Raw genomic sequence first — 19,056 nt, forward strand, 5'->3', positions numbered from 1 at the left:
CCTACATGGAAGTCATCAGCACCAAAAATTTAAATAAGTGGTACGACTCATATCATGCGCTACGCGATATTAATCTCAGCGTGAAAAAAGGTGAGCGTATCGTTATCTGCGGCCCTTCTGGTTCAGGGAAATCAACGCTGATCCGTTGTATCAACCAGTTGGAAAAACACCAATCCGGTGCGCTCAATGTTTTCGGTCAGGTCGTCAGTGACACCCCCAAAGACCTGATCGAACTGCGCAAGCAAGTCGGAATGTGTTTTCAATCGTTCAACCTGTTTCCTCACCTGACCGTTCTGGAAAACTGTGTATTACCGCAGACTGCAAACTTAGGTACGAAAGAGTCGGTTGCGATTGATAAAGCATTAAGTTTGCTGAAAAAAGTCAAAATCGTCGAGCAAGCGAACAAATATCCAAGCCAACTCTCCGGAGGACAGCAGCAACGTGTCGCGATTGCCCGCGCACTTTGTATGAATCCTGAAATCATGCTGTTTGATGAACCAACCTCCGCGCTCGACCCGGAAATGATCGCTGAAGTGCTTGATGTCATGACCGATCTTGCCAGCGAAGGAATGACCATGCTGTGCGTGACACATGAAATGGGCTTTGCGCGCAAAGTCGCTGACCGGGTCATCTTTATGGACCAGGGGCAGATCGTTGAAGAAAACAACCCTGAAGCATTCTTCTCTGCGCCCAAATCACCTCGTACGCGCGAGTTTCTTAATCAGTTGATCCACCACTAAGGATGTCTATGTTAAACGAATATTCTATCGCCATTCACGGCGGCGCAGGTGCAATGTCTAAGGGGAAGCTAACCCCTGAACAAGAATTAGAAATTACAACTGTATTAAAAAACATCATCGAAGACGGTTTAGCAAGCCTGAAAGACGGTGCAAATGCACTGGATGTCGTGCAAATTGCAGTCAATATGCTGGAAGATTGCGAGTGGTTTAACGCCGGCAAAGGTGCGGTATTCAATCACGCCGGTAAACATGAACTCGATGCGTCGATCATGTGCGGCAAAACACTTGATGCCGGCGCGGTATCAGGCATACGTTACAGCCCGAATCCGATTAATGTCGCCCGTGCGGTGATGGATAACTCCCCTCATGTCTATTTGGGCGGTGAAGGCGCAGAGCAGTTTGTTCGCGATATTGGTTTAGTCGAAGTAAACAATACTTACTTCTCTACCGAGATGCGCTATCAACAACTTCAGTCGGCACTGAAAGCGCAAGAAGTCATTCTCGAACCAACGCAGAACGACTACAAATTCGGTACTGTCGGTGCGGTTGCGCTTGATAAACACGGCAATCTGGCTGCTGCAACGTCAACCGGCGGTATCACGAACAAGCAATATGGTCGAATTGGCGATTCACCCGTCATTGGTGCTGGGACTTATGCCAACAACCAAACTTGCGCAGTATCAGCGACAGGCCATGGCGAGCATTTCCTGAAACATGTGGTCGCCCACAATATTTCATCTCGTATGGCACTGGCACACGAAAGCTTAGAGCAAGCAACCAACCATGTTGTGTTTAAAGACCTGCTCAGCACTGGCGGCACCGGGGGCGTGATTGCGGTCGATAACCAAGGGAACATTGCCCTCCCATTCAACACCGAAGGTATGTACCGGGGCTGGGGAGGCTCGAACCAACCTGCACAGTCGAAGATTTACCAATAGCAATCAACTACAGTACAACGTCCAAATCAAAACCATGTAATCGACGTCAGAGGTCCCTCATCTGACGTCGATTGATTCGAGAAATGCCCATTCCCCAGAGCTTCGCTTTGCGGTTAGTGCTGCGCCAACGGACCAATGTCCTGTGATGCTGAGCCCAGAGCAATCGTTCCTCTTGACCCATTTATTTTGTAGTCATGATGAAACGCTTTATGCACTGAGCTTGAAGACATCGCTGACAAAACCGCACTGTAATCGAGTCCGAATTGGACGTTCTTTCCGACGATTAAAGATGTTTTAGACGTTTCAAGAATCAAATGATCGCTGCTCGACGAGACGATGTTCATATCATCGGGAGGGTGAAGCCCGGTGATACAAACGTCCTGACGCCCCAACGCGAGAATTGCCTGTGAAACGATGCCCCGGTCGTGAAGGTTTTCTTTTTCGCCAAACGCATTCGCACCTCGATGCCCCCATGGCAACGACGGTTTAATTTTGGCTTCGATGACCTCGGCAGTTAATGTGATGGCATCTGTGTATAACCCGACGATCTGATTTTGTTCGACAGGCACACAACCGAGAAAAATGGCTTCCCCGACTCGTAAGTTATTTACACGGGTGCCACCTTGATGATCCAGCACCCAATTAATTGAAGAGGAATTTCCGGCTGAAATAATGTCAAGGGTGATGCCGAATGTCGCTTCGATTCCATCAGCGAGATCAGAAAGAAGCTGCATGTTTTTATCATCAGGAGCGACACCATAGCGACACGAAAAATTCGCGCCGATACCTTTGATAATAATATTGGGTAAAAGAATGACCTTTCGTATAAAGCCGATGACGTCATTCGGCATAATACCTTCTCTCAAATCCCCAAGTTCAACCATGATAATGACACCATGCTTGATATTTAACTGCTTTGCCACACGAGAAAGCTGCTGAATCACTTGGAATTCAGTATTCAGAGTGATATCACAATACGCGACAACATCTGCAATTTGGCTCAACATTGGCGTACGGATTAACATTTTCGGCACTGTAATTCCGCCTTGTACCATTCTTTGTATGTTTTCGACTCTGGAATCGGCCAGCATACTTGCACCAGCATCAATAAGAACGCGAGCAATGATCGGGTGACCCAAACAAGACTTTGTGACTGGGGTAACTGAAACATTTTTTAAAGCGAGTTGTTCAATAATAAGCTGGGCATTGTGATGAATTTTAAAACAATCAATGTCTAGCTTGGGGTAACTCACCTTTGCTCTGCCATTTTCTTTTCCAGCCAAGGATAGGTCGATAATACCATTTGCAACAGCTGTTCTTTCGGTTGAGATAAGGGATCAGTCACAGGTAGGCCAAGCTCAGCCGAGTAGGCACTTATTTCGGAAATAATTTCATCCGCAGACATGTCTTCATGATTTAGTGTTAACCCGATCACGGTGGTATTTGAGAACGACTCTATCAGGTTAATTTCAACGGCAGCAGAAGAGATTGGCATATCTGGGAAATCCACATGATACCTCCGTTTAGGAGCATGCTGTAAAATAACACTGGTTGGGCAACTGCCGCGCAAGATAAAAGAACTGGTAGAAAATGCAGGATGACTCAATGCTCCCTGTCCTTCAATGATGATGATGTCAGGGTTCTCGACTTCATAGGCTTTCACAATGACCGCTTCTAATTCACCGGCACAGAACTGGGAAGGCACCGCGTCTAATGCCACACAATAAGGTGCGCCTTGTATAATGCCCGTTTGCCCCGTGGCTATCATCACGACATTGAGGCCTTTATTGCTTAACTCATTGGCCAATATGGTCGCGGTCGTTCGTTTCCCCAATGCGCAGTCTGTCCCCATGACTGCAATTCTTGGGCACTTCACACTATGTATTTTTCCGCTAAATAATTGCAGGTCTTTTTTGTTTTTGGGTTTGCGAATATCAAGAATATGCACATTATTTTTTAGGCTGGCTTCACGAAAGATAGGATCGTCATTTAAAAATTCATGTACGCCATTCACAATATTCATGTTGAGCGAGATGGCGTTGAGAATAATTTGCTTTTCTCCATCGGAAAATAAACCCTGTGATGGCGCTATTCCAAAAATAAAGTAATCAGGAACAGTTTCCGCATGAATAAGGGCTTCTTCCATATTCGCTACAAGCGGAATATTATTTTTCTGACCATCAAGGACCTCACCGGTATCTAAACTGGCCAACTCACTATCGATAACCGATAAAATACGATAGTTGTGAGAATATCTGACCAAGCCATTGGCGGTCTTTCCGTCAACTTTGCCAAAGTTACCTTCACAATAAATAATTGCAGTGGGCGTCATCGAACGGACTTGGTGACAAAGTGGTGTCCAAGGTGTCGAGAATATTGAATGATGGTCGATATCTGTTTCTTCAGTTCTGTTTAATTCAAAGACATTTGTTAATTTTTTAGTTGAAATTGACATAATTAAAGCCTGACTAATGAGGCTTAGGGGGCAACTAAGGAATGCCGAGACATGCGTCTGGAAAAGAAAAGTGGTCCCTACTAAGCAGAAGGGAGGGCTAGCACAGTATCACACCTAGCTGATTCATGTTGGATATTTTTGCAATAATCCTTGCATGACTTTTCTGCCTCGATGCGGGAGCGTGTCATGTTCCTCAACATGAAGGCACACACGCTAGGGGCTGTTGACCTTTCGTGATGGTTTTTGCAGCAATTTGTCGTGCATTTAGTCAAGGCAGGTCATGTGAAGTGTAGCGATCTACATGAACCATGACCTAACGCTGGATAAATGAGCGACAAATGCTGCCCAGAGGGTTCATCTGAACGTGTCTTGCTCTTTGTTACGGGTCATTTGCTTAGGATAGTAAGCGGCATGCCCCGCGCCGCGATCAATACCCGTTCAGATTGAACAAAATTCAACCACGAAAGGTCAACAGCCCCTAAGAATTCATTTTCAAGCCATTGCTGAAACTGCTGCTCTTGGGTGCCCAAGCCCTGTGAATCAAATCACAGGGCATTTCTTTATCAGCCCAGTGGTTTGAGTCATTATATCAAGCAGGATTCAGCGCAAAAAGATCATCATATACAGCATTCATATGATGAAATACAAATTCCACTAATTTCATATAAATAAGTCAGCCAGATCTGGCACAGGTGGATTCATATCATTTGACATGGAATATATACAATACATTGAAATAAATAAACTTGTTATCATTTGGTGCAAAATGTAACCGATTGCACCGAAGTAACCCAAAAAAGCCCTTTTAGTTGCGAAAAACACTGGATTTTAACGGCATGAATTATGCTGTATTGATCGTGCAGTATTTTCTATTAAAAGGACTTTGTAATGAAAAAAAGATATTTGGTTTCGGCAATCATGTTACTGACCAGCATCTCTAGTTATGCTGACAATTTACCTCATGTAACAATCTACGCCACAGGCGGAACCATTGCAGGAGCATCCGCTTCGAATGTGGACAGTACCGACTATAAAGCAGGGAGTTTAGGGGTAGATAAACTGATCCACGCAGTACCAGAGTTAAAAGGGTTTGCAGATGTGAGTGGCGTCCAAATCGCTAACGTTGGGTCTCCTGACATTGATAAAAAGACGCTCTTGAATATGGCGAAAACGATCAATGCAGATTTAGCCAAAGATACAACGCATGGCGTTGTTGTGACTCATGGTACCGATACATTAGAAGAAACGGCTTTCTTCTTAGATCTGACGGTGAACAGTAAAAAACCAGTCGTCGTCGTTGGCGCGATGAGACCGGCAACAGCCATTAGTGCTGATGGCGCGATGAATTTATATGATGCTGTCAAACTTGCCAGTGTTGATGAAGCAAATGGTCGCGGCACCATGGTTGCCATGAATGACCGGATTAGCCCGGCCTACTATGTCACAAAAACCAATACTCACGCCGTAGAAACATTCCAAGCACCGGAAGCGGGTTATCTCGGTGGCTTTATCAGTGGGCAGCCATACTTTTATTACAAAAACACGCAACCGATGGAAAAACCACATTTTGACATCTCCAATGTAAAAGAACTGCCAAAGGTCGATATTTTGTATAGCTATCAGGATCAGGATGATTCACTGATGAAAGCCGCGATTAAAAATGGGGCGAAAGGAATTGTCATCGCAGGTACGGGGGATGGTTCAACACCAAGCTGGATTCAAGATGCGATTAAGGATGCAATGAAAAAAGGGATTCCTGTTGTCGTGGCAAGTCGTGTTTATACCGGTTATGTCTCAACACATGAGAATGCGATCGGTTCGGGGTTTTATAACCCACAGAAATCAAAAGTTATTTTAGAATTAGCTTTAGCAAAAGGTGAATCTGTCGATGAGATTCGCAAATACTTTGCAAAACTCTAAAAATCACAGCAAGCCTTTGATTGATATAGTATAAAAATTTGGGTAAACGGATGAGTTTCATTTACCCTTTTTGTCACACAAAAAATGCCACTGGGTCAATCAGTGGCATTTTTCTTTGTTCGAAAGGCCTATCAATCGCAGCAATCAGCCCACAGGCTGATAACTACGATTAATTCATTTCATCTTGCTATTGCCTGAAAGATTTCAGGATCGAGCGAATTTGAATTAATACCACTACAGCAAAGCAAGTCGCGAGTACCATTGAAACCGGGCGCTCAACGAAAGCCAGCGGATTCCCATCTGATTTAATCAGTGACGAAAGCAAATTTTTCTCTAGCATCGGCCCCAGAATCATCCCCAAGATAATTGGAGAAATTGGATACTGTGCACGTTGAAGCAAATACCCGACAACACCCATACCTAGCATCACGACAATTGAAGATAACGAGTTATTAATCGCAAAAGAACCGACGGTGCTGAAAATAATAATAATCGGATACAAAATCGCTTTATCAATAAATATCACACGCTTGATAAAGTTAACCACAATGGTCGCTAATGGGAGCAGCATCAAATTCGCAATGAAAAACAGTATAAATACCGCATAAAGTTTCTCCGGATGGAACAAAAACAGTGTCGGCCCGGGGTTCATATCCTTCATATACAAGACACCGATAATAATCGCGGCTGCGGAATCACCCGGAATACCAAATACCAGCGATGGAATCCAGCTACCGGCTAAGCTCGCATTATTACTCGATGACGCATCAATAATGGCTTCTTCAGAGCCTTTACCGTACTTCTCCGGGTTTTTGGAAAACTTCTGTGACAGTGCATAAGCGATCCATGCCGCAATATCAGCGCCGGCTCCCGGCAACGCGCCAATCAGCGTTCCCAAGATGCTGCTACGACCAATATTCAACTTATAGCGCCACATCGTTTTCGGAATGCCCTTAAACAGATTAAAACTCGACTGAGTCGGGATCACATCTTGTTTTTTACTGACAATCCGATCAGCGTAGTATTCAATCGCTCCGGAAATGGCAAACAGGCCGATCATCGCAGGAATGAAGCTAATCCCCTGCAACATACTCACCTGCCCGAACGTAAAGCGTGGCACACCAGTAATCTGATCGTAACCGACACAGGCAAGGAGCAAACCAAAACATAACGTCATCATGCCTTTGACAGGTTGATTGCCCACCACTAATGTGGCACAGGTCAGCCCCAGCAGCGAGAGCCACGTATATTCATAAGAGCTAAATTTTAATGCGAACCGTGCCAAAGCCGGTGCTGCGAACATCAGGATAAGAGCACCGATGACACCACCAATAACCGAACTGGTGAGACCAATACCGAGCACTCGATTTAATTTACCCTGTTTCACCAGCTCATTTGAGTCTGCAACATAAGCGGCTGAAGCTGGCGTCCCGGGGATTCTCAGCAATGCTCCCGGAATATCACCGGCATAAATGGATGATGCTCCGATAGAAATCATCAGCGCCAGTGCCGGAATCGGATCCATGAAGAAAGTAAATGGCACCATCAGCGCCACTGCCATGGTAGCGGTCAGTCCCGGAATTGATCCAACGATAAGGCCGAACAACCCGGCAGCTATCACCGCCAGAATCGCGCTCATATCGATATACTGAAATGCTTCGACTAAAACAGACATATTCACTCCTATGACCAGAAACCTTCAGGCAATGCGACCATCAGGATATGCCCAAAAACATAATAAATAACCCCTGCTGACAAAACCGAAAAGACCATATTCATGAATATTTTCTGAGGGTTACGTAAACTCATCAGGCCAAACAACAACCCTGTCGCACAAATCAGAAAACCCAGATAAGAAATTAAAAAGGTAAATAATCCAATTGATACGATAATCAGCAGTAACGCGCGAACTTCAACAGCCGTCAGCTGTAATTTTTCCGGTCGCTGGCGCAGGTGAATTACGGCATCCAGTACGGTAAACAGTAACAAAAAAGCACTGAGAATGGTTGGCATATATCCCGCGCCGTAAGCACCGATACCACCATATTGATGGATACTGGTAATGAGTATAAGCAGTGAAAAAACCCCAAGAATAAATTGGGAAAGAGGTAATGAACGCATAAGATACCTACGTTTTTCTGAGAGCCTATATTGATTACACATCACAACAGGCTAAATGTCCGGGCGGAAACCGCAGCCTCCGCCCCTATGGTTACTTCAACTATGATTACTTCAACTATAGTTACTTCAGCTTATTAATGAGTTTTCCGTATTTCTCATCTTCTGATTTCATAAACTTCCCTAAATCATCACCGTACAATGGGTACACTTCAAACCCTTGCTTAGTCGCAAAGTTCTGGAGTTTTCCTTCTTTAAATACGGCTTTCATCGTGGCAATGAGTTTTTCCTGAACCTCGTGAGGAATGCCGGCCGGTGTCACTAAAGCATTCCACGTTGAGAAACTATATTTATACGGTGTAGCCTGCTGGAAGACCGGAATATCTTTGTACAGCCCGGTATTTGTTTCAGCCATTGTGGCTAAGTTTTTGACCATACCGGCTTCGACCATACTTTTCGCTTCTCCCGGAGAAGAGGTCGTAAAGTCGATCCCACCGGATACCAGTTCCATCAACGCAGAACTTGAACCTTCAGAAGGCACATAGGTAACGGAGTCAGTCGGAACGCCCATCGCATCGAGCATCCCAATCAGATTCAAATGCCAACCTGAATTCAGCCCGCTGCCGGAGGCTTTCAATTTACCCGGATGTTGCTTGATGTAATCCGTCAATTGATTCACATCTTTAAATTGGGAACTGGTTGCAACCTGAATCCCCCCCAAGTTCACGGCTAATCGGGTGATCGGTGTATAGTTCTGATAGTTCAGATCGGTCATCCCTTGATGGTGCATCATGGCGATTTCAACCGTTGCAACACCCAGTGTGTAACCGTCAGGTTTCGCCTTGGCCATCGCATCATGCCCGACAACACCAGCACCACCCGTGCGGTTCACGACGTTGACATTGACACCGAGTTGCTCTTGCAACCCTTCTGCAACTAAACGGGCGACGGTATCGGTGTTACCACCGGCCCCCCATGGAACGATAATTTTAATGGGTTTCTCCGGCCACGCTGCCATGGCACTGGTTGAAGCCAATAGCGCTGCGGTAATCAGACTGAGTTGTAGGGGATGTTTCATGTTGGCGCTCCTGTCATATTATTTATTGGTTCAGGTAAGGTTCAGGTAAAAGTCGCTCTATAGGCGACTTAATCGAATGTTTTTATCGTCGTCCGATATGCTTGCGCTGATGCCGCGATTTGATCGAGGATGACACTTAAGCCCCAATATTTCTCTAACACATCGTCATCGGTCACACGGCTGTGCACTGAACTGAATGTGCCGAGGCGCTGATGAAAAACTTTGGCATTTTTCGGATAACCCAGTGTTTCAGTCACGGCGCTCAATGAAAGGAACCACGAGAGCTGTTGGGCAAATTCAGGAGCCTGAGAGGCATTGTGATAAAGCCAGTGATACAGATCCGGATGGAAATTAGTAAAGACACCACTGAAGCCTTTCGAACCATGCTGCATCGCTTCATAAGCAATCGCTGCATTGGCATTAATAATGGCCAGCGGTGATGTTTTGGTTAACTGAACCCGGCGTTTCACCGTTTCCAGATCACAACTCACATCTTTCAGTACAACAAAGCGGCCGGAATCTGCACAGAATTGAATCTCTTCATCGGTTAACAAGCGTCGATAAGGTGCCGGACATTCGTATAATCCCAATGGCATATCCGCAGGAATGGCATCCATCAACGTATTCAGATGATTCAAGAAAGCCTCTGTGCCTTGGTTGTCCGGGTCGAGACGATTGGTGACTAAAACCAAAGCATCGATCCCCGTTGCAGCCATCGCTGTCAGCTCAGTAATTTGATCATCAATGTCAGGTGAAATGTGACCGGAAGAAATCACCGGAATCCGTCCGTTGGTGTGCTCCACCACAAACCGAGATAACGCCACCCGTTCTTCAAGCGACAAAAATAGCATCTCACTGGACTGACAGACGGCAAAGAGCGCATCGGCACCATTTGCAATGTACCAGTCAATTAACGTCCCTAACCCTTTGTAATCAATTTCGTTTTGGTCGGTAAATGGTGTCAACATTACCGGTACAATGCCTTCAATCTTGTTCATCTTCTGTGTCCTAAAAACATCTATGTCCTAAAAACATTCAGTTGATTCGCTAAATAGCGATAACTGTGACTTGCTGCTGAAGCATTCGCGCCTCAACTAGCGCATTATTCGGCATATTCGCAGCGCCTTCTCTCTCGACAGACAAAGAGGCAAAAGCGGTCGCGTAATAGGCTGCCTGTGTCAGGCTTTTCCCCTTCGCCAGCGCGGCAGCCAACGCACCATTAAATGCATCACCGGCTCCGGTCGTATCGACGACGACAGCACTGTACGACGGGATATGAGAGCACTGTTGGCCATCAAAAAGCACCACACCTTGCTTACCCATGGTAATAATGATGTTCTGCACCCCGCGTTCATGAATAATCCGGGCCGCCTGTTTCGCGGATTCCACATCGGTAATTTCCACGCCGGATATTTGCGAAGCTTCCGTCTCATTGGGCGTAATAATGTCTGTATTCGCAAAAAACCGATCAACTTGGGGTAAATAAGGGGCAGGATTCAGAATCACTGTGACATTCAATCCTTTCGCCAGCTTCATCACCCCGTCAATGGCATCAAAATTATTTTCTAACTGAACTAACAGCACCTTTGATTCGGTTAAATACGGAATCAATTCCGCAACTTCTTCATCCGTAACCAGCAAATTTGCTCCCGGACAAATCGCAATGAAGTTTTCCCCGGCATCATTGACATAAATCACCGCACTCCCCGTTGCCGCCTGATCCGTTTCATAGATTGAAAAAGACTCCATCCCACAGGCATCGAAATGATTCTTGGCAAACTGGCTGAACTGATCTTTGCCAACCTTGGTCGCAAAATGAACCCGGGCCCCTGCCGCATGTGCTGCGATGGCTTGATTCGCCCCTTTACCACCCGGTCCGAATGTCGTATTTTCAGCCACCAGCGTTTCTCCGTTTTTAGGGAAGCGGTCAACCCGGGCAACGATATCGACATTAAACGCCCCAAAAACACAGACCTTACCGATCATTTCTGCTGATAAAGCTCGCTGCGAATTCACAGTACGATTACGGTGATGAGTGCGCATCAAATGGCTAATATCCAAACTTTTATCTTGTTGCAATTCGTTCTGGAGCAGATGTTTTTTCAACGATGCACCACCATGGTGTCGTATCAGTACCCCATCTTGCTGAAGTTTAGACAAATCCGTCCGAATCGTTTCTTTCGTTACCCCAAGATGTAAAGACAAAAATTCAACGGTTGCCTGCCCTTGTTGGCGCAACAGTTGAATGATCCTTTCTTGGCGTAGTTCTTTGTACATATGACTCACCCTCGTATTTAAAATTATTCTAGAAACATCGGAAATAAATGGTGAGATAGGATTCAAACAAAAAACAAGTAAACAAAAACAAACAAAAATATCGTAACTTCGGTTTCCTAAATGTGATCTTTATCAATATGAGTATTTCAAGCATAGGAGAAAAAGGAGAGAAAATTAACTGATTTGGTCACCAAACCAAAAATGAGCAAGATGAAGAAACATGAGCGGTGAACCTAGACTGTCGAGTTGTCCGATGCATCGTTCATCCGTCATTTAATCATGCTGAATTTGATCACGCCCGAGCGCTTTGGCTTGATAGAGGAGCTGATCGGCACGTTGCACAATACTTTCCAGATAATCATCCGGTGACATTTCCGTGACCCCGATGCTTAATGTGAGTGTTAAACCACTATATTTCTCTGACAGATCCGAGCGCCTCAGGCTATCCATCAAACGATTTAAAGCAATACAAACCCCTGCCATATTGGTATCAGGGAAAAGCACGATAAACTCTTCTCCTCCCCAACGACCGTAAAAATCGCCTTTACGTCCCATCACAGAGACCAACTCACCGAAACATGCTAAAACTTCATCTCCCACCTGATGACCAAACCGATCATTAATCGATTTGAAGTGATCAAAATCCATCATCGCAACCGTCAGATTCTTGCCATATTTCAATGCGAATGTGACTTGATCCTGTAACGCCTGCTCAATACAGCTCCGACTGGCGAGCCCGGTTAAAGAATCGGTGTTGGCTAAAATTTCCATCTGGTCATGTGCGGTTTCTAACGCTTTAAAGTCTTGCTCTCGGGCAACTTCGTGACCGACCCATTCGGCCAGTAATCGTAAGATTTCGATATCCTGACGAATAAATTTCCGCGTTGGACAAATACTGGAGAAATTGAGCGTGCCATACCGCTCACCATCCACAAACACCGGTACGCCTAGGTAAGCTTCAAGACCGAAATTTTCAAAACAGGGATGGGTGACAATCTCGCTCTCTGATACATGTGAAAACCCTTGTACATCATTGGCCTGATAAACGAGACTGCAATACGTGGTGCCCAGTTCGAATGTCATCCCCGGTTCTAATGCATTCTCCGGGTGAATCGCTTGTTGAATCACATACTGCTCACCCGATATTTTACTGAAAATGCCGATGGGTAAACCAAAGTGGCTCGTCCCCAACTCTAAGATAGCCTCAATACGCTCATGAAAGGTTAATTGTCTTGATGATGTGATCATATGTAGTCGATTCAGCATTTCTTCTGCTGCAAGTCGTGCTGAATCATCCTGAATGATTGCCACAAAAAATGTCGGTATCCCTTGTGCATTCTTGATCAGGCCACCAGATGTTTGTCCCTGAAAAGATTCTCCGGCGGCATCAATATAACGGACAACATAAGATTCATTCGTCTCATTGGCATTGGTGTTGAAACGTTCCTGCCCCAACCTGATAAAATCTTCCTGATCGGCGTAGAGCAGCGCTGTACTCTGATAATAAATCTCCTCACTCGAGTAGCGAAACAATGCTCTGGCAGCAGCATTCATACACACAACTTCACGTTCCAAAGTTGCCACAACCACGGCCATATCGATGTGCTCAAACACATGAGCCAGCGTCTGGGTGTCTAATCCTGATAATGCTTCGTTCGCCATCGCTATGTACCACCTCTCCGGAGACAGAAAATTAACATCCTTTCAACAAGTATTGTTGATATGAGAGAAATGTCCATAACCTGCAATGCTCAAACGCAACCTCATTCTCCGGAAAGCCCAGAGAATGAGGTTTTATTCCCGTCAATCATCAGGATGAAGCTGAACGTGTTTTCATCACTTGCCCGGCACGCCACCAGCGCAATGCATCAATCACCACAAAACACAGCAAGCTCACACCCATCACCGGCAGCGCCAGCCCCAGCGACACCGCAATGATGACCGCAAGCGCTCGGTATAACATCGGCATCACCAGCCAAGTTTGCAATAATGTCTGCGCCGGAGAACCGGCAGCAGGACGTCGTTTCCACCACATGCGATAACCCCAAATCACCATCATGCATAGCGTCAGACCAAACGCAGCAAGTAGTAACTGATTCGGTAAACCAAACAGAACCCCCATGTGGGCATCAATCCCCCAGCGAATCAATTTTGCAATCAGCGGGAAATGTTCGAAATCAGCCCGACTGGTGACGACCATGTTTCGAGCATCAACAGCAACACTATCGACCTGTGTCGGCCAGGCGCGATCGATTTCACGCACAAGCCATGCTTTATCGGGTGTCTTTGCAGGGACAATCTCCAGTTTCGCAGCATCAATACCGGCTAGCCTTGCCGCCATGAGGACCCCATCGAATTGTCCATCCTGTGCATGGCTGATGCCATGGGTGTCTTGTGGTTTGGCGTGATGTTCGGCATGGGCGTCATGACTAGCGGACATACCAGACATCGATGTCTCGTGTCCGGGTAAATCTCTGGATACGGAAGGCGTCACCCAGCCAATCGCCTGACGCCACTCAGCAATATGACTACCGGCCCACTTCGACCAGGTTAAGCCCGTCGCTGAGATAAAAAACAGCCCCAAAACAATGATTAAACCGGCCTGAACATGACGACGACGGTGTTTAACATAAGTATTGCGATTGTTACCCCGCTGCCGGACCCGCTTTTGCCGACGTCGAGTCGTCCACCATAAAATCAAACCACCAACAGCGGCAATCCACAACCAAGACGCGGCTAACTCACTGTAGACTCGTCCCCATTGCCCTAACATCAAATTTTGATGCAGATAATCCAGTTTGATACGCAGTGGCAAAATCCCACTGGTGCCATAACTTGCCAGTTTGCCCCGAACTTCTAATGTGACAGGATCGACAAACACCGTCTGAGATTCATAACCGTATAAGTCCGGATCAATAAACATCACCCGTGTGGTATATCCTTCTCCTATCGAAGGGCGGACCGCTTTGAGTTTTAAATCATGCGGTAAACTTTCCCGCGCTGCGCGGATCTGCGCCGCCAGTGTATGAAACGCCCCCTGATTCGGGGTCGTGAGCTCATGATGATATAACCGCTGCTCAATTTGAGGTGTCAGTACATAAAGCGTCCCTGTCAGGGCAGCAATAAAAATAAAAGGACCGACAAAAATCCCCACATAAAAGTGAAGCCGCGCAATAAAAGCCAGCAACAGAGTTGCCGGTGATTGTGAAGACTGAACATTCATTTCTAATTCTCTTTGCCGGGATGCCGCACAGCCAAAATCCCGGTGATTTTTATTATCACGAAAATCTCCCTGAACGATTCAGATTCAGGGCTGTATCAATATTTTGATAAATCAGGGAAACAAAGTCGTCGGTGGGGCTCGGGGAAGCTGTTTTTTACGCCATTCGGCGCGTAATAAGAACGGTTGAATCGTCATACGAGACCACACCAATACAGCGCGGTGAGACGCTAACTGTAGTGGCGAGTACGTAATCGCACTCATATGCAGCAACAAAGAACAGTAGCCACACCATGCATGATGCAAGGTGTGAGCGTCTTGGTGGGTCACTGCCGTTGGGTGCGTCGCGAGATGTTCAGTTGTCTGACGACTCGGGTGATGATGCGCTGACTCGTGCATCATCATGGTTTGAGAAGCAACCACTGTTTGAGAATGTACACCGGCTTGAGACATCACCATCGTCTGGGAGACTAACGGTGCCATGTAAATCATCACCATGGCGAATAGCCCACACCACGCCATAAACTGTTGCCACTTGAGCTTCAGCCATGAACGATATGTGAAACGATCATGAGTACGAATGCAATTGAACATGATAATGATGATGATTCATAAATGAGAATGAATGACGGTTCGGTATCTTAACATTACTGTCAGAAAAAATAACATCCGAAACTATCGGTCAGATGATGAATGTCACACCCGAATCACCGTCATCTTCGAGGGTGCTCATCCGACACTCAGATGACGACTTTGCTTGTCGTGCCTATTTTTCCAAGGCCTCGTCAGATCAGTCTCATAACTGCACGCTTGCAACTGTTGTCGGAGTATTGGTGGAAGTGCCTGTGATGCTGTCACTGGTCAGTTTTGCTAACCGAACCCGGCATTGGTTTGATTAAACCGAGTTTGATCCAGATACATTTGAATGAAGAGGTGATTGGAATAAATATGAAACGGAAACCATAATGTTAAAGTCCGTATTCTAAACTCAAGGTTTGTCCGCAACACGCTGCCGTCATTGGGGGGAACGTTCAAAGAACGACAATCGACTGGCAGTGGTTGCGGACAATATTTTAACTCATATGCATTAAAATACCATGCTTATTGCTGTGCTGAAGCCCGGAGACAAGTCTTAAATGGCTCTTACCGAGTCAAAAATCAATTCAGCCCATATAAAAATCACTCAACCCATAGATTGGGACTACCAAAGTGTTCATCAAGTTCCCGACTGAACCAACGACCGTTCAGTACATGCTGTAGCAAATAGGTTTTGCTCTCTTGACTAATTGTGTGGTCATCTTCAATCATAGCGATGACATCTTTGACCGTGAAGGTTGGTTCACTACGATAAGCAATGGCTACATCGTGGTTAGCATCCATCATGTAAACGGTTTGTCCTTGATCTTCACGCTTCAGATTCCACGGGTTCCATCGCGTCGCGTCGGAAAAACTCGTATGGCCGGTGCGGATAAATGCCTTCAAGTGACGCTTAAATAACGCGCCTAAAGCTTTCGCGCCCGGAGAATCAAATGCCTTTCCTAAATAAGGTTTACGAAAGTGATCATCCAGCAGTGGCAAGAAAACGCCGTGAAATGCACCCAGATGTTTCATCTGAGGACCGACCACCGTCGGATCCGAACCGTAGTCAAACTCTCCCGCATAAATCGGAGCCCGGAAATGTGCCGCCATTTTTTGTGCCGATTCAGCAACATTAAATGACCGATACAACATACCGCCATATCGATAGACAAAGCCATATTCATTGACCACTTTCGGATCCGTGGTCCAATCTTCTTTCTGACGGAAATAGGGATCACCTAACGCAAAGAAAGAGAACTCATCATGCCCCGTCAGCATCATAGTCGGAACTTCGTTATAGCGATGCGTTGCAAACCCCTCTTGCGGTAACACCGTGCCATCCCGATAGAGATGTGGGAAGACACTCATCCGAATCGCTGCGTTTTGCATCAAACGGGCAATCCGATCCGCCGGAAGTCCCAACAAATATTTTTTAACTGTCGGTGTCGATTGCGCTAACCACGCTTCGGCTGATTGCTGATCCGGCTGAATCCCGTCTTCGACCACCAACGACGCAAACGCACGACGAAAAACGTTCTGGCTTGCTTCAACCGGAGATGTCGTCATCCCACCGCTAAACACAACCGCATGTTCGAACTTGCCGGCAAACAGCGGAGAAATCAGCATCGCCATCACATCGCGCCCACCGGCTGAAAATCCGGAGACCGTGATATTATCTGCCTGCCCGCCAAAGTGACTGATATGATTGCGTATCCAGTCCAGAGCCCGCGCCTGATCAAGTAAGGTAAAATTACCGGAAGCCTGAACAGCATCATCTGATTTCAGCACCGTAAGTGGATTGAAACCAAGTGCTCCCAGACGATAATTCAAAGTGACAATCACAGCATTGATATCGACGGCCAGTTGACTCGGGTCAAATTCATCGGCCCGACCACCTTGATTGTTGCCACCATGAATATAAAGCAGAACCGGCAGCGTTTGCTGAGTATTCGGGCGATAAATATTCAGATTCAGACAATCTTCATTACCAATCACTTCCCCAGATGAGACCTGAGGACAAAGATTGCCTTGCTGATTGGCCTGAAAATGTTCATGGCTGGCCTTGGGAGGCTGAGGCAGTTGCCAACGTAATGCACCAACCGGTGCCTGAGCATAAGGAATACCCAGCCAGTGATTGGTACCGGAATTTGAGTCAGTGACGCCGGTCATCACGCCCTGCTTTAATGTCACTTGTTCGGTATAAGCGAAGGCAGAAGACGTTCCGCCGAATGCCAGTGATAGAGAGAGTAAAAACGTTGATAATTTACCAATAGATTGATTCATAGTATGCATTCCCATCCAATGGTGATCACGGTCAATTGATTTCAGCGATGATAATGTTCAAACCACATATTCAAAACAGATGTTCAAAACAAAAAAACCGGCCGGCTTCAATCAGGAAGCTACGCCGGTTTTGCCTTCAGGAAGAAACACTGAAGCGACAATCCAAATAAGACTCAACGACAATAATATAAATAGCAGATGCCGTCTATTTGCTAGCGCATAATTTTACATAAAGTGTGTCAGAGTCAATAAAAAACATTTTGAAATCAATGGATAGTGACATAAATATCAACCAGTTAAATATCCGGATAGTGATAAAAACTTTGACTTGAATCCTTATCCAATTCAGGAACCTTTATCTTTTACTTCGATACCCGTGCAGATGTGATGAGCCACTGTTGACGTTGCGATGCAGTCATAAATGTCCAGGCGATAAAACGGCTACGCTTCTGACCTTGGCTCATTTCAACGATTTGTATCTCCTGCACACCGACCTTTTGCAGTTGTTTCTGCATCCAACGCACATTCTCTTTCTTGGAGATCAGTGTGGTAAACCAGAGGACCTGCTCGGCAAACTCACGACTTTCCAGTGCCATATTTTTAATAAAAGTCGCTTCACCACCGGGACACCAAAGCTCAGCGTTTTGTCCGCCGAAGTTCAGTGTCGGCTGTGGTTGATTCTGGTTATGACCGGCATGACCACGCTTCATCCGGTTGGCATTGAGATTACTGAGCTTTCGCTGGGTACCTTGTAAAGCGGCTTGCTGTGACTGATGAAACGGTGGATTGCAGGTGGTGATGTGATAACGCTCACCCGGTTGGATAATGCCTTTGAATAAACAGCGACTGTCTTGCTGCAACCGACATTCAACCTTCCCCTGAAGCACAGCATTACTTGCCGCGATTCGGTTGGCACTCTTGATTGAGACCGGATCAATATCACTGGCAGTATAATGCCAACCGTAGTCACAGACACCGATAATCGGGTAGATACAATTCGCACCGACACCAATATCCAGAGCCTTGACCTGAGCCAACACCAAATCCGGCTCATGACTCAGCAGATCGGCGGCACGATGAATATAATCCGCTCGCCCGGGTATTGGCGGGCAGAGATAACCCTGCGGAATATCCCATGTCGTTATCTGATAATATCGGTTTAACAGCGCTTTATTCAGCAGTTTCACGGCCAGCGGATCAGAAAAATTGATCGTCGGTTCACCATTCGGATTCTTCGCAACATGCTTTTTCAGATCGGGTAACACGTTGATCAATTCAACAAAATTGTAGCGTCCCTGATGTTTATTCCGTGGGTGTAGCCCTTTCGGAGCCCCCACTTTCTTCACACTAACATCAGATGATGGTTTTGCAGACAGCGAAGATTTAGACTTTGTCGGCTTTCTTTTTTGGCTCATGTGACTCATATTCGTTGGAAAAACGCGCCATTG

The 19,056-nt window shown here is 46.1% G+C and carries 15 protein-coding genes; 3 read left to right on the forward strand and 12 right to left on the reverse strand.

What is annotated here, in order from left to right:
* Positions 1-5: 5 nt before the first annotated feature.
* Together MKS89_RS10405 and MKS89_RS10410 are read left to right on the forward strand one after the other, a co-directional pair.
* A complete protein-coding gene (locus MKS89_RS10405; protein WP_021018834.1) occupies positions 6-740 on the forward strand; it encodes an amino acid ABC transporter ATP-binding protein in 735 nt (244 codons plus the stop codon).
* Positions 741-748: 8 nt separating this feature from the next.
* Complete coding sequence (locus MKS89_RS10410) at positions 749-1,678, forward strand: isoaspartyl peptidase/L-asparaginase family protein (RefSeq protein WP_083571250.1); 930 nt, start codon at positions 749-751, stop codon at positions 1,676-1,678.
* Between the two features lie 113 nt (positions 1,679-1,791).
* On the opposite strand, the gene MKS89_RS10415 is transcribed toward MKS89_RS10410, so the two are convergent.
* Both MKS89_RS10415 and MKS89_RS10420 read right to left on the reverse strand, forming a co-directional pair.
* On the reverse strand, positions 1,792-2,931 hold the full coding sequence (locus MKS89_RS10415; RefSeq protein WP_072956803.1) for an alanine/ornithine racemase family PLP-dependent enzyme: 1,140 nt from the start codon (positions 2,929-2,931) through the stop codon (positions 1,792-1,794).
* Complete coding sequence (locus MKS89_RS10420; RefSeq protein WP_072956801.1) at positions 2,928-4,133, reverse strand: N-acetyltransferase DgcN family protein; 1,206 nt, start codon at positions 4,131-4,133, stop codon at positions 2,928-2,930. The genes MKS89_RS10415 and MKS89_RS10420 overlap by 4 nt, the downstream gene beginning before the upstream one ends.
* 888 nt (positions 4,134-5,021) lie before the next feature.
* On the opposite strand from MKS89_RS10420, the gene MKS89_RS10425 reads away from it, so the two are divergent.
* Complete coding sequence (locus MKS89_RS10425; RefSeq protein WP_021018828.1) at positions 5,022-6,053, forward strand: asparaginase; 1,032 nt, start codon at positions 5,022-5,024, stop codon at positions 6,051-6,053.
* A gap of 187 nt (positions 6,054-6,240) precedes the next feature.
* Here the strand turns inward: MKS89_RS10425 and MKS89_RS10430 are convergent, their stop codons facing one another.
* From MKS89_RS10430 to rlmF, 10 genes are all read right to left on the reverse strand, one after another.
* Positions 6,241-7,728, reverse strand: coding sequence for a tripartite tricarboxylate transporter permease (locus MKS89_RS10430; RefSeq protein ID WP_072956799.1), 1,488 nt, complete (start codon positions 7,726-7,728; stop codon positions 6,241-6,243).
* 8 nt (positions 7,729-7,736) lie between these two features.
* Complete coding sequence (locus MKS89_RS10435; protein ID WP_072956796.1) at positions 7,737-8,174, reverse strand: tripartite tricarboxylate transporter TctB family protein; 438 nt, start codon at positions 8,172-8,174, stop codon at positions 7,737-7,739.
* Between the two features lie 121 nt (positions 8,175-8,295).
* Positions 8,296-9,249, reverse strand: coding sequence for a tripartite tricarboxylate transporter substrate binding protein (locus tag MKS89_RS10440; protein ID WP_072956794.1), 954 nt, complete (start codon positions 9,247-9,249; stop codon positions 8,296-8,298).
* 68 nt (positions 9,250-9,317) lie between these two features.
* Entirely contained in the window at positions 9,318-10,247 is a 930-nt protein-coding gene (locus tag MKS89_RS10445) for a dihydrodipicolinate synthase family protein (RefSeq protein WP_072956791.1), read from the reverse strand.
* Positions 10,248-10,296: 49 nt separating this feature from the next.
* Positions 10,297-11,526, reverse strand: a complete 1,230-nt coding sequence (rbsK, locus tag MKS89_RS10450) for a ribokinase (protein ID WP_072956789.1) — start codon at positions 11,524-11,526, stop codon at positions 10,297-10,299.
* A 273-nt stretch (positions 11,527-11,799) separates the two neighbouring features.
* Positions 11,800-13,188, reverse strand: coding sequence for a sensor domain-containing diguanylate cyclase (locus MKS89_RS10455; RefSeq protein WP_072956786.1), 1,389 nt, complete (start codon positions 13,186-13,188; stop codon positions 11,800-11,802).
* Positions 13,189-13,336: 148 nt separating this feature from the next.
* Positions 13,337-14,749, reverse strand: coding sequence for a PepSY-associated TM helix domain-containing protein (locus tag MKS89_RS10460; RefSeq protein WP_072956784.1), 1,413 nt, complete (start codon positions 14,747-14,749; stop codon positions 13,337-13,339).
* A gap of 111 nt (positions 14,750-14,860) precedes the next feature.
* Positions 14,861-15,340, reverse strand: coding sequence for a DUF2946 domain-containing protein (locus tag MKS89_RS10465; protein WP_072956781.1), 480 nt, complete (start codon positions 15,338-15,340; stop codon positions 14,861-14,863).
* Positions 15,341-15,925: 585 nt separating this feature from the next.
* Positions 15,926-17,608 carry a carboxylesterase family protein gene (locus MKS89_RS10470; protein WP_072956776.1) on the reverse strand — a complete coding sequence of 561 codons (1,683 nt, stop codon included), beginning with the start codon at positions 17,606-17,608 and terminating at the stop codon, positions 15,926-15,928.
* Positions 17,609-17,970: 362 nt separating this feature from the next.
* Complete coding sequence (gene rlmF / locus MKS89_RS10475) at positions 17,971-19,023, reverse strand: 23S rRNA (adenine(1618)-N(6))-methyltransferase RlmF (protein WP_072956773.1); 1,053 nt, start codon at positions 19,021-19,023, stop codon at positions 17,971-17,973.
* Positions 19,024-19,056: the final 33 nt, after the last annotated feature.

Origin of the sequence: Vibrio gazogenes, assembly GCF_023920225.1 — a bacterium.
GTDB lineage: Bacteria > Pseudomonadota > Gammaproteobacteria > Enterobacterales > Vibrionaceae > Vibrio > Vibrio gazogenes.

Bases quoted from the DNA above. Each gene is read 5' to 3' on its own strand.
- MKS89_RS10430 (WP_072956799.1), bottom strand. From the start codon at position 7,728: ATGTCTGTTTTAGTCGAAGCATTTCAGTATATCGATATGAGCGCGATT.
- MKS89_RS10435 (WP_072956796.1), bottom strand. From the start codon at position 8,174: ATGCGTTCATTACCTCTTTCCCAATTTATTCTTGGGGTTTTTTCACTG.
- MKS89_RS10425 (WP_021018828.1), top strand. From the start codon at position 5,022: ATGAAAAAAAGATATTTGGTTTCGGCAATCATGTTACTGACCAGCATC.
- MKS89_RS10410 (WP_083571250.1), top strand. From the start codon at position 749: ATGTTAAACGAATATTCTATCGCCATTCACGGCGGCGCAGGTGCAATG.
- MKS89_RS10405 (WP_021018834.1), top strand. From the start codon at position 6: ATGGAAGTCATCAGCACCAAAAATTTAAATAAGTGGTACGACTCATAT.
- MKS89_RS10465 (WP_072956781.1), bottom strand. From the start codon at position 15,340: ATGTTCAATTGCATTCGTACTCATGATCGTTTCACATATCGTTCATGG.
- rlmF (WP_072956773.1), bottom strand. From the start codon at position 19,023: ATGAGCCAAAAAAGAAAGCCGACAAAGTCTAAATCTTCGCTGTCTGCA.
- MKS89_RS10455 (WP_072956786.1), bottom strand. From the start codon at position 13,188: ATGGCGAACGAAGCATTATCAGGATTAGACACCCAGACGCTGGCTCAT.
- MKS89_RS10445 (WP_072956791.1), bottom strand. From the start codon at position 10,247: ATGAACAAGATTGAAGGCATTGTACCGGTAATGTTGACACCATTTACC.
- MKS89_RS10420 (WP_072956801.1), bottom strand. From the start codon at position 4,133: ATGTCAATTTCAACTAAAAAATTAACAAATGTCTTTGAATTAAACAGA.
- MKS89_RS10440 (WP_072956794.1), bottom strand. From the start codon at position 9,249: ATGAAACATCCCCTACAACTCAGTCTGATTACCGCAGCGCTATTGGCT.
- MKS89_RS10460 (WP_072956784.1), bottom strand. From the start codon at position 14,749: ATGAATGTTCAGTCTTCACAATCACCGGCAACTCTGTTGCTGGCTTTT.
- rbsK (WP_072956789.1), bottom strand. From the start codon at position 11,526: ATGTACAAAGAACTACGCCAAGAAAGGATCATTCAACTGTTGCGCCAA.
- MKS89_RS10470 (WP_072956776.1), bottom strand. From the start codon at position 17,608: ATGAATCAATCTATTGGTAAATTATCAACGTTTTTACTCTCTCTATCA.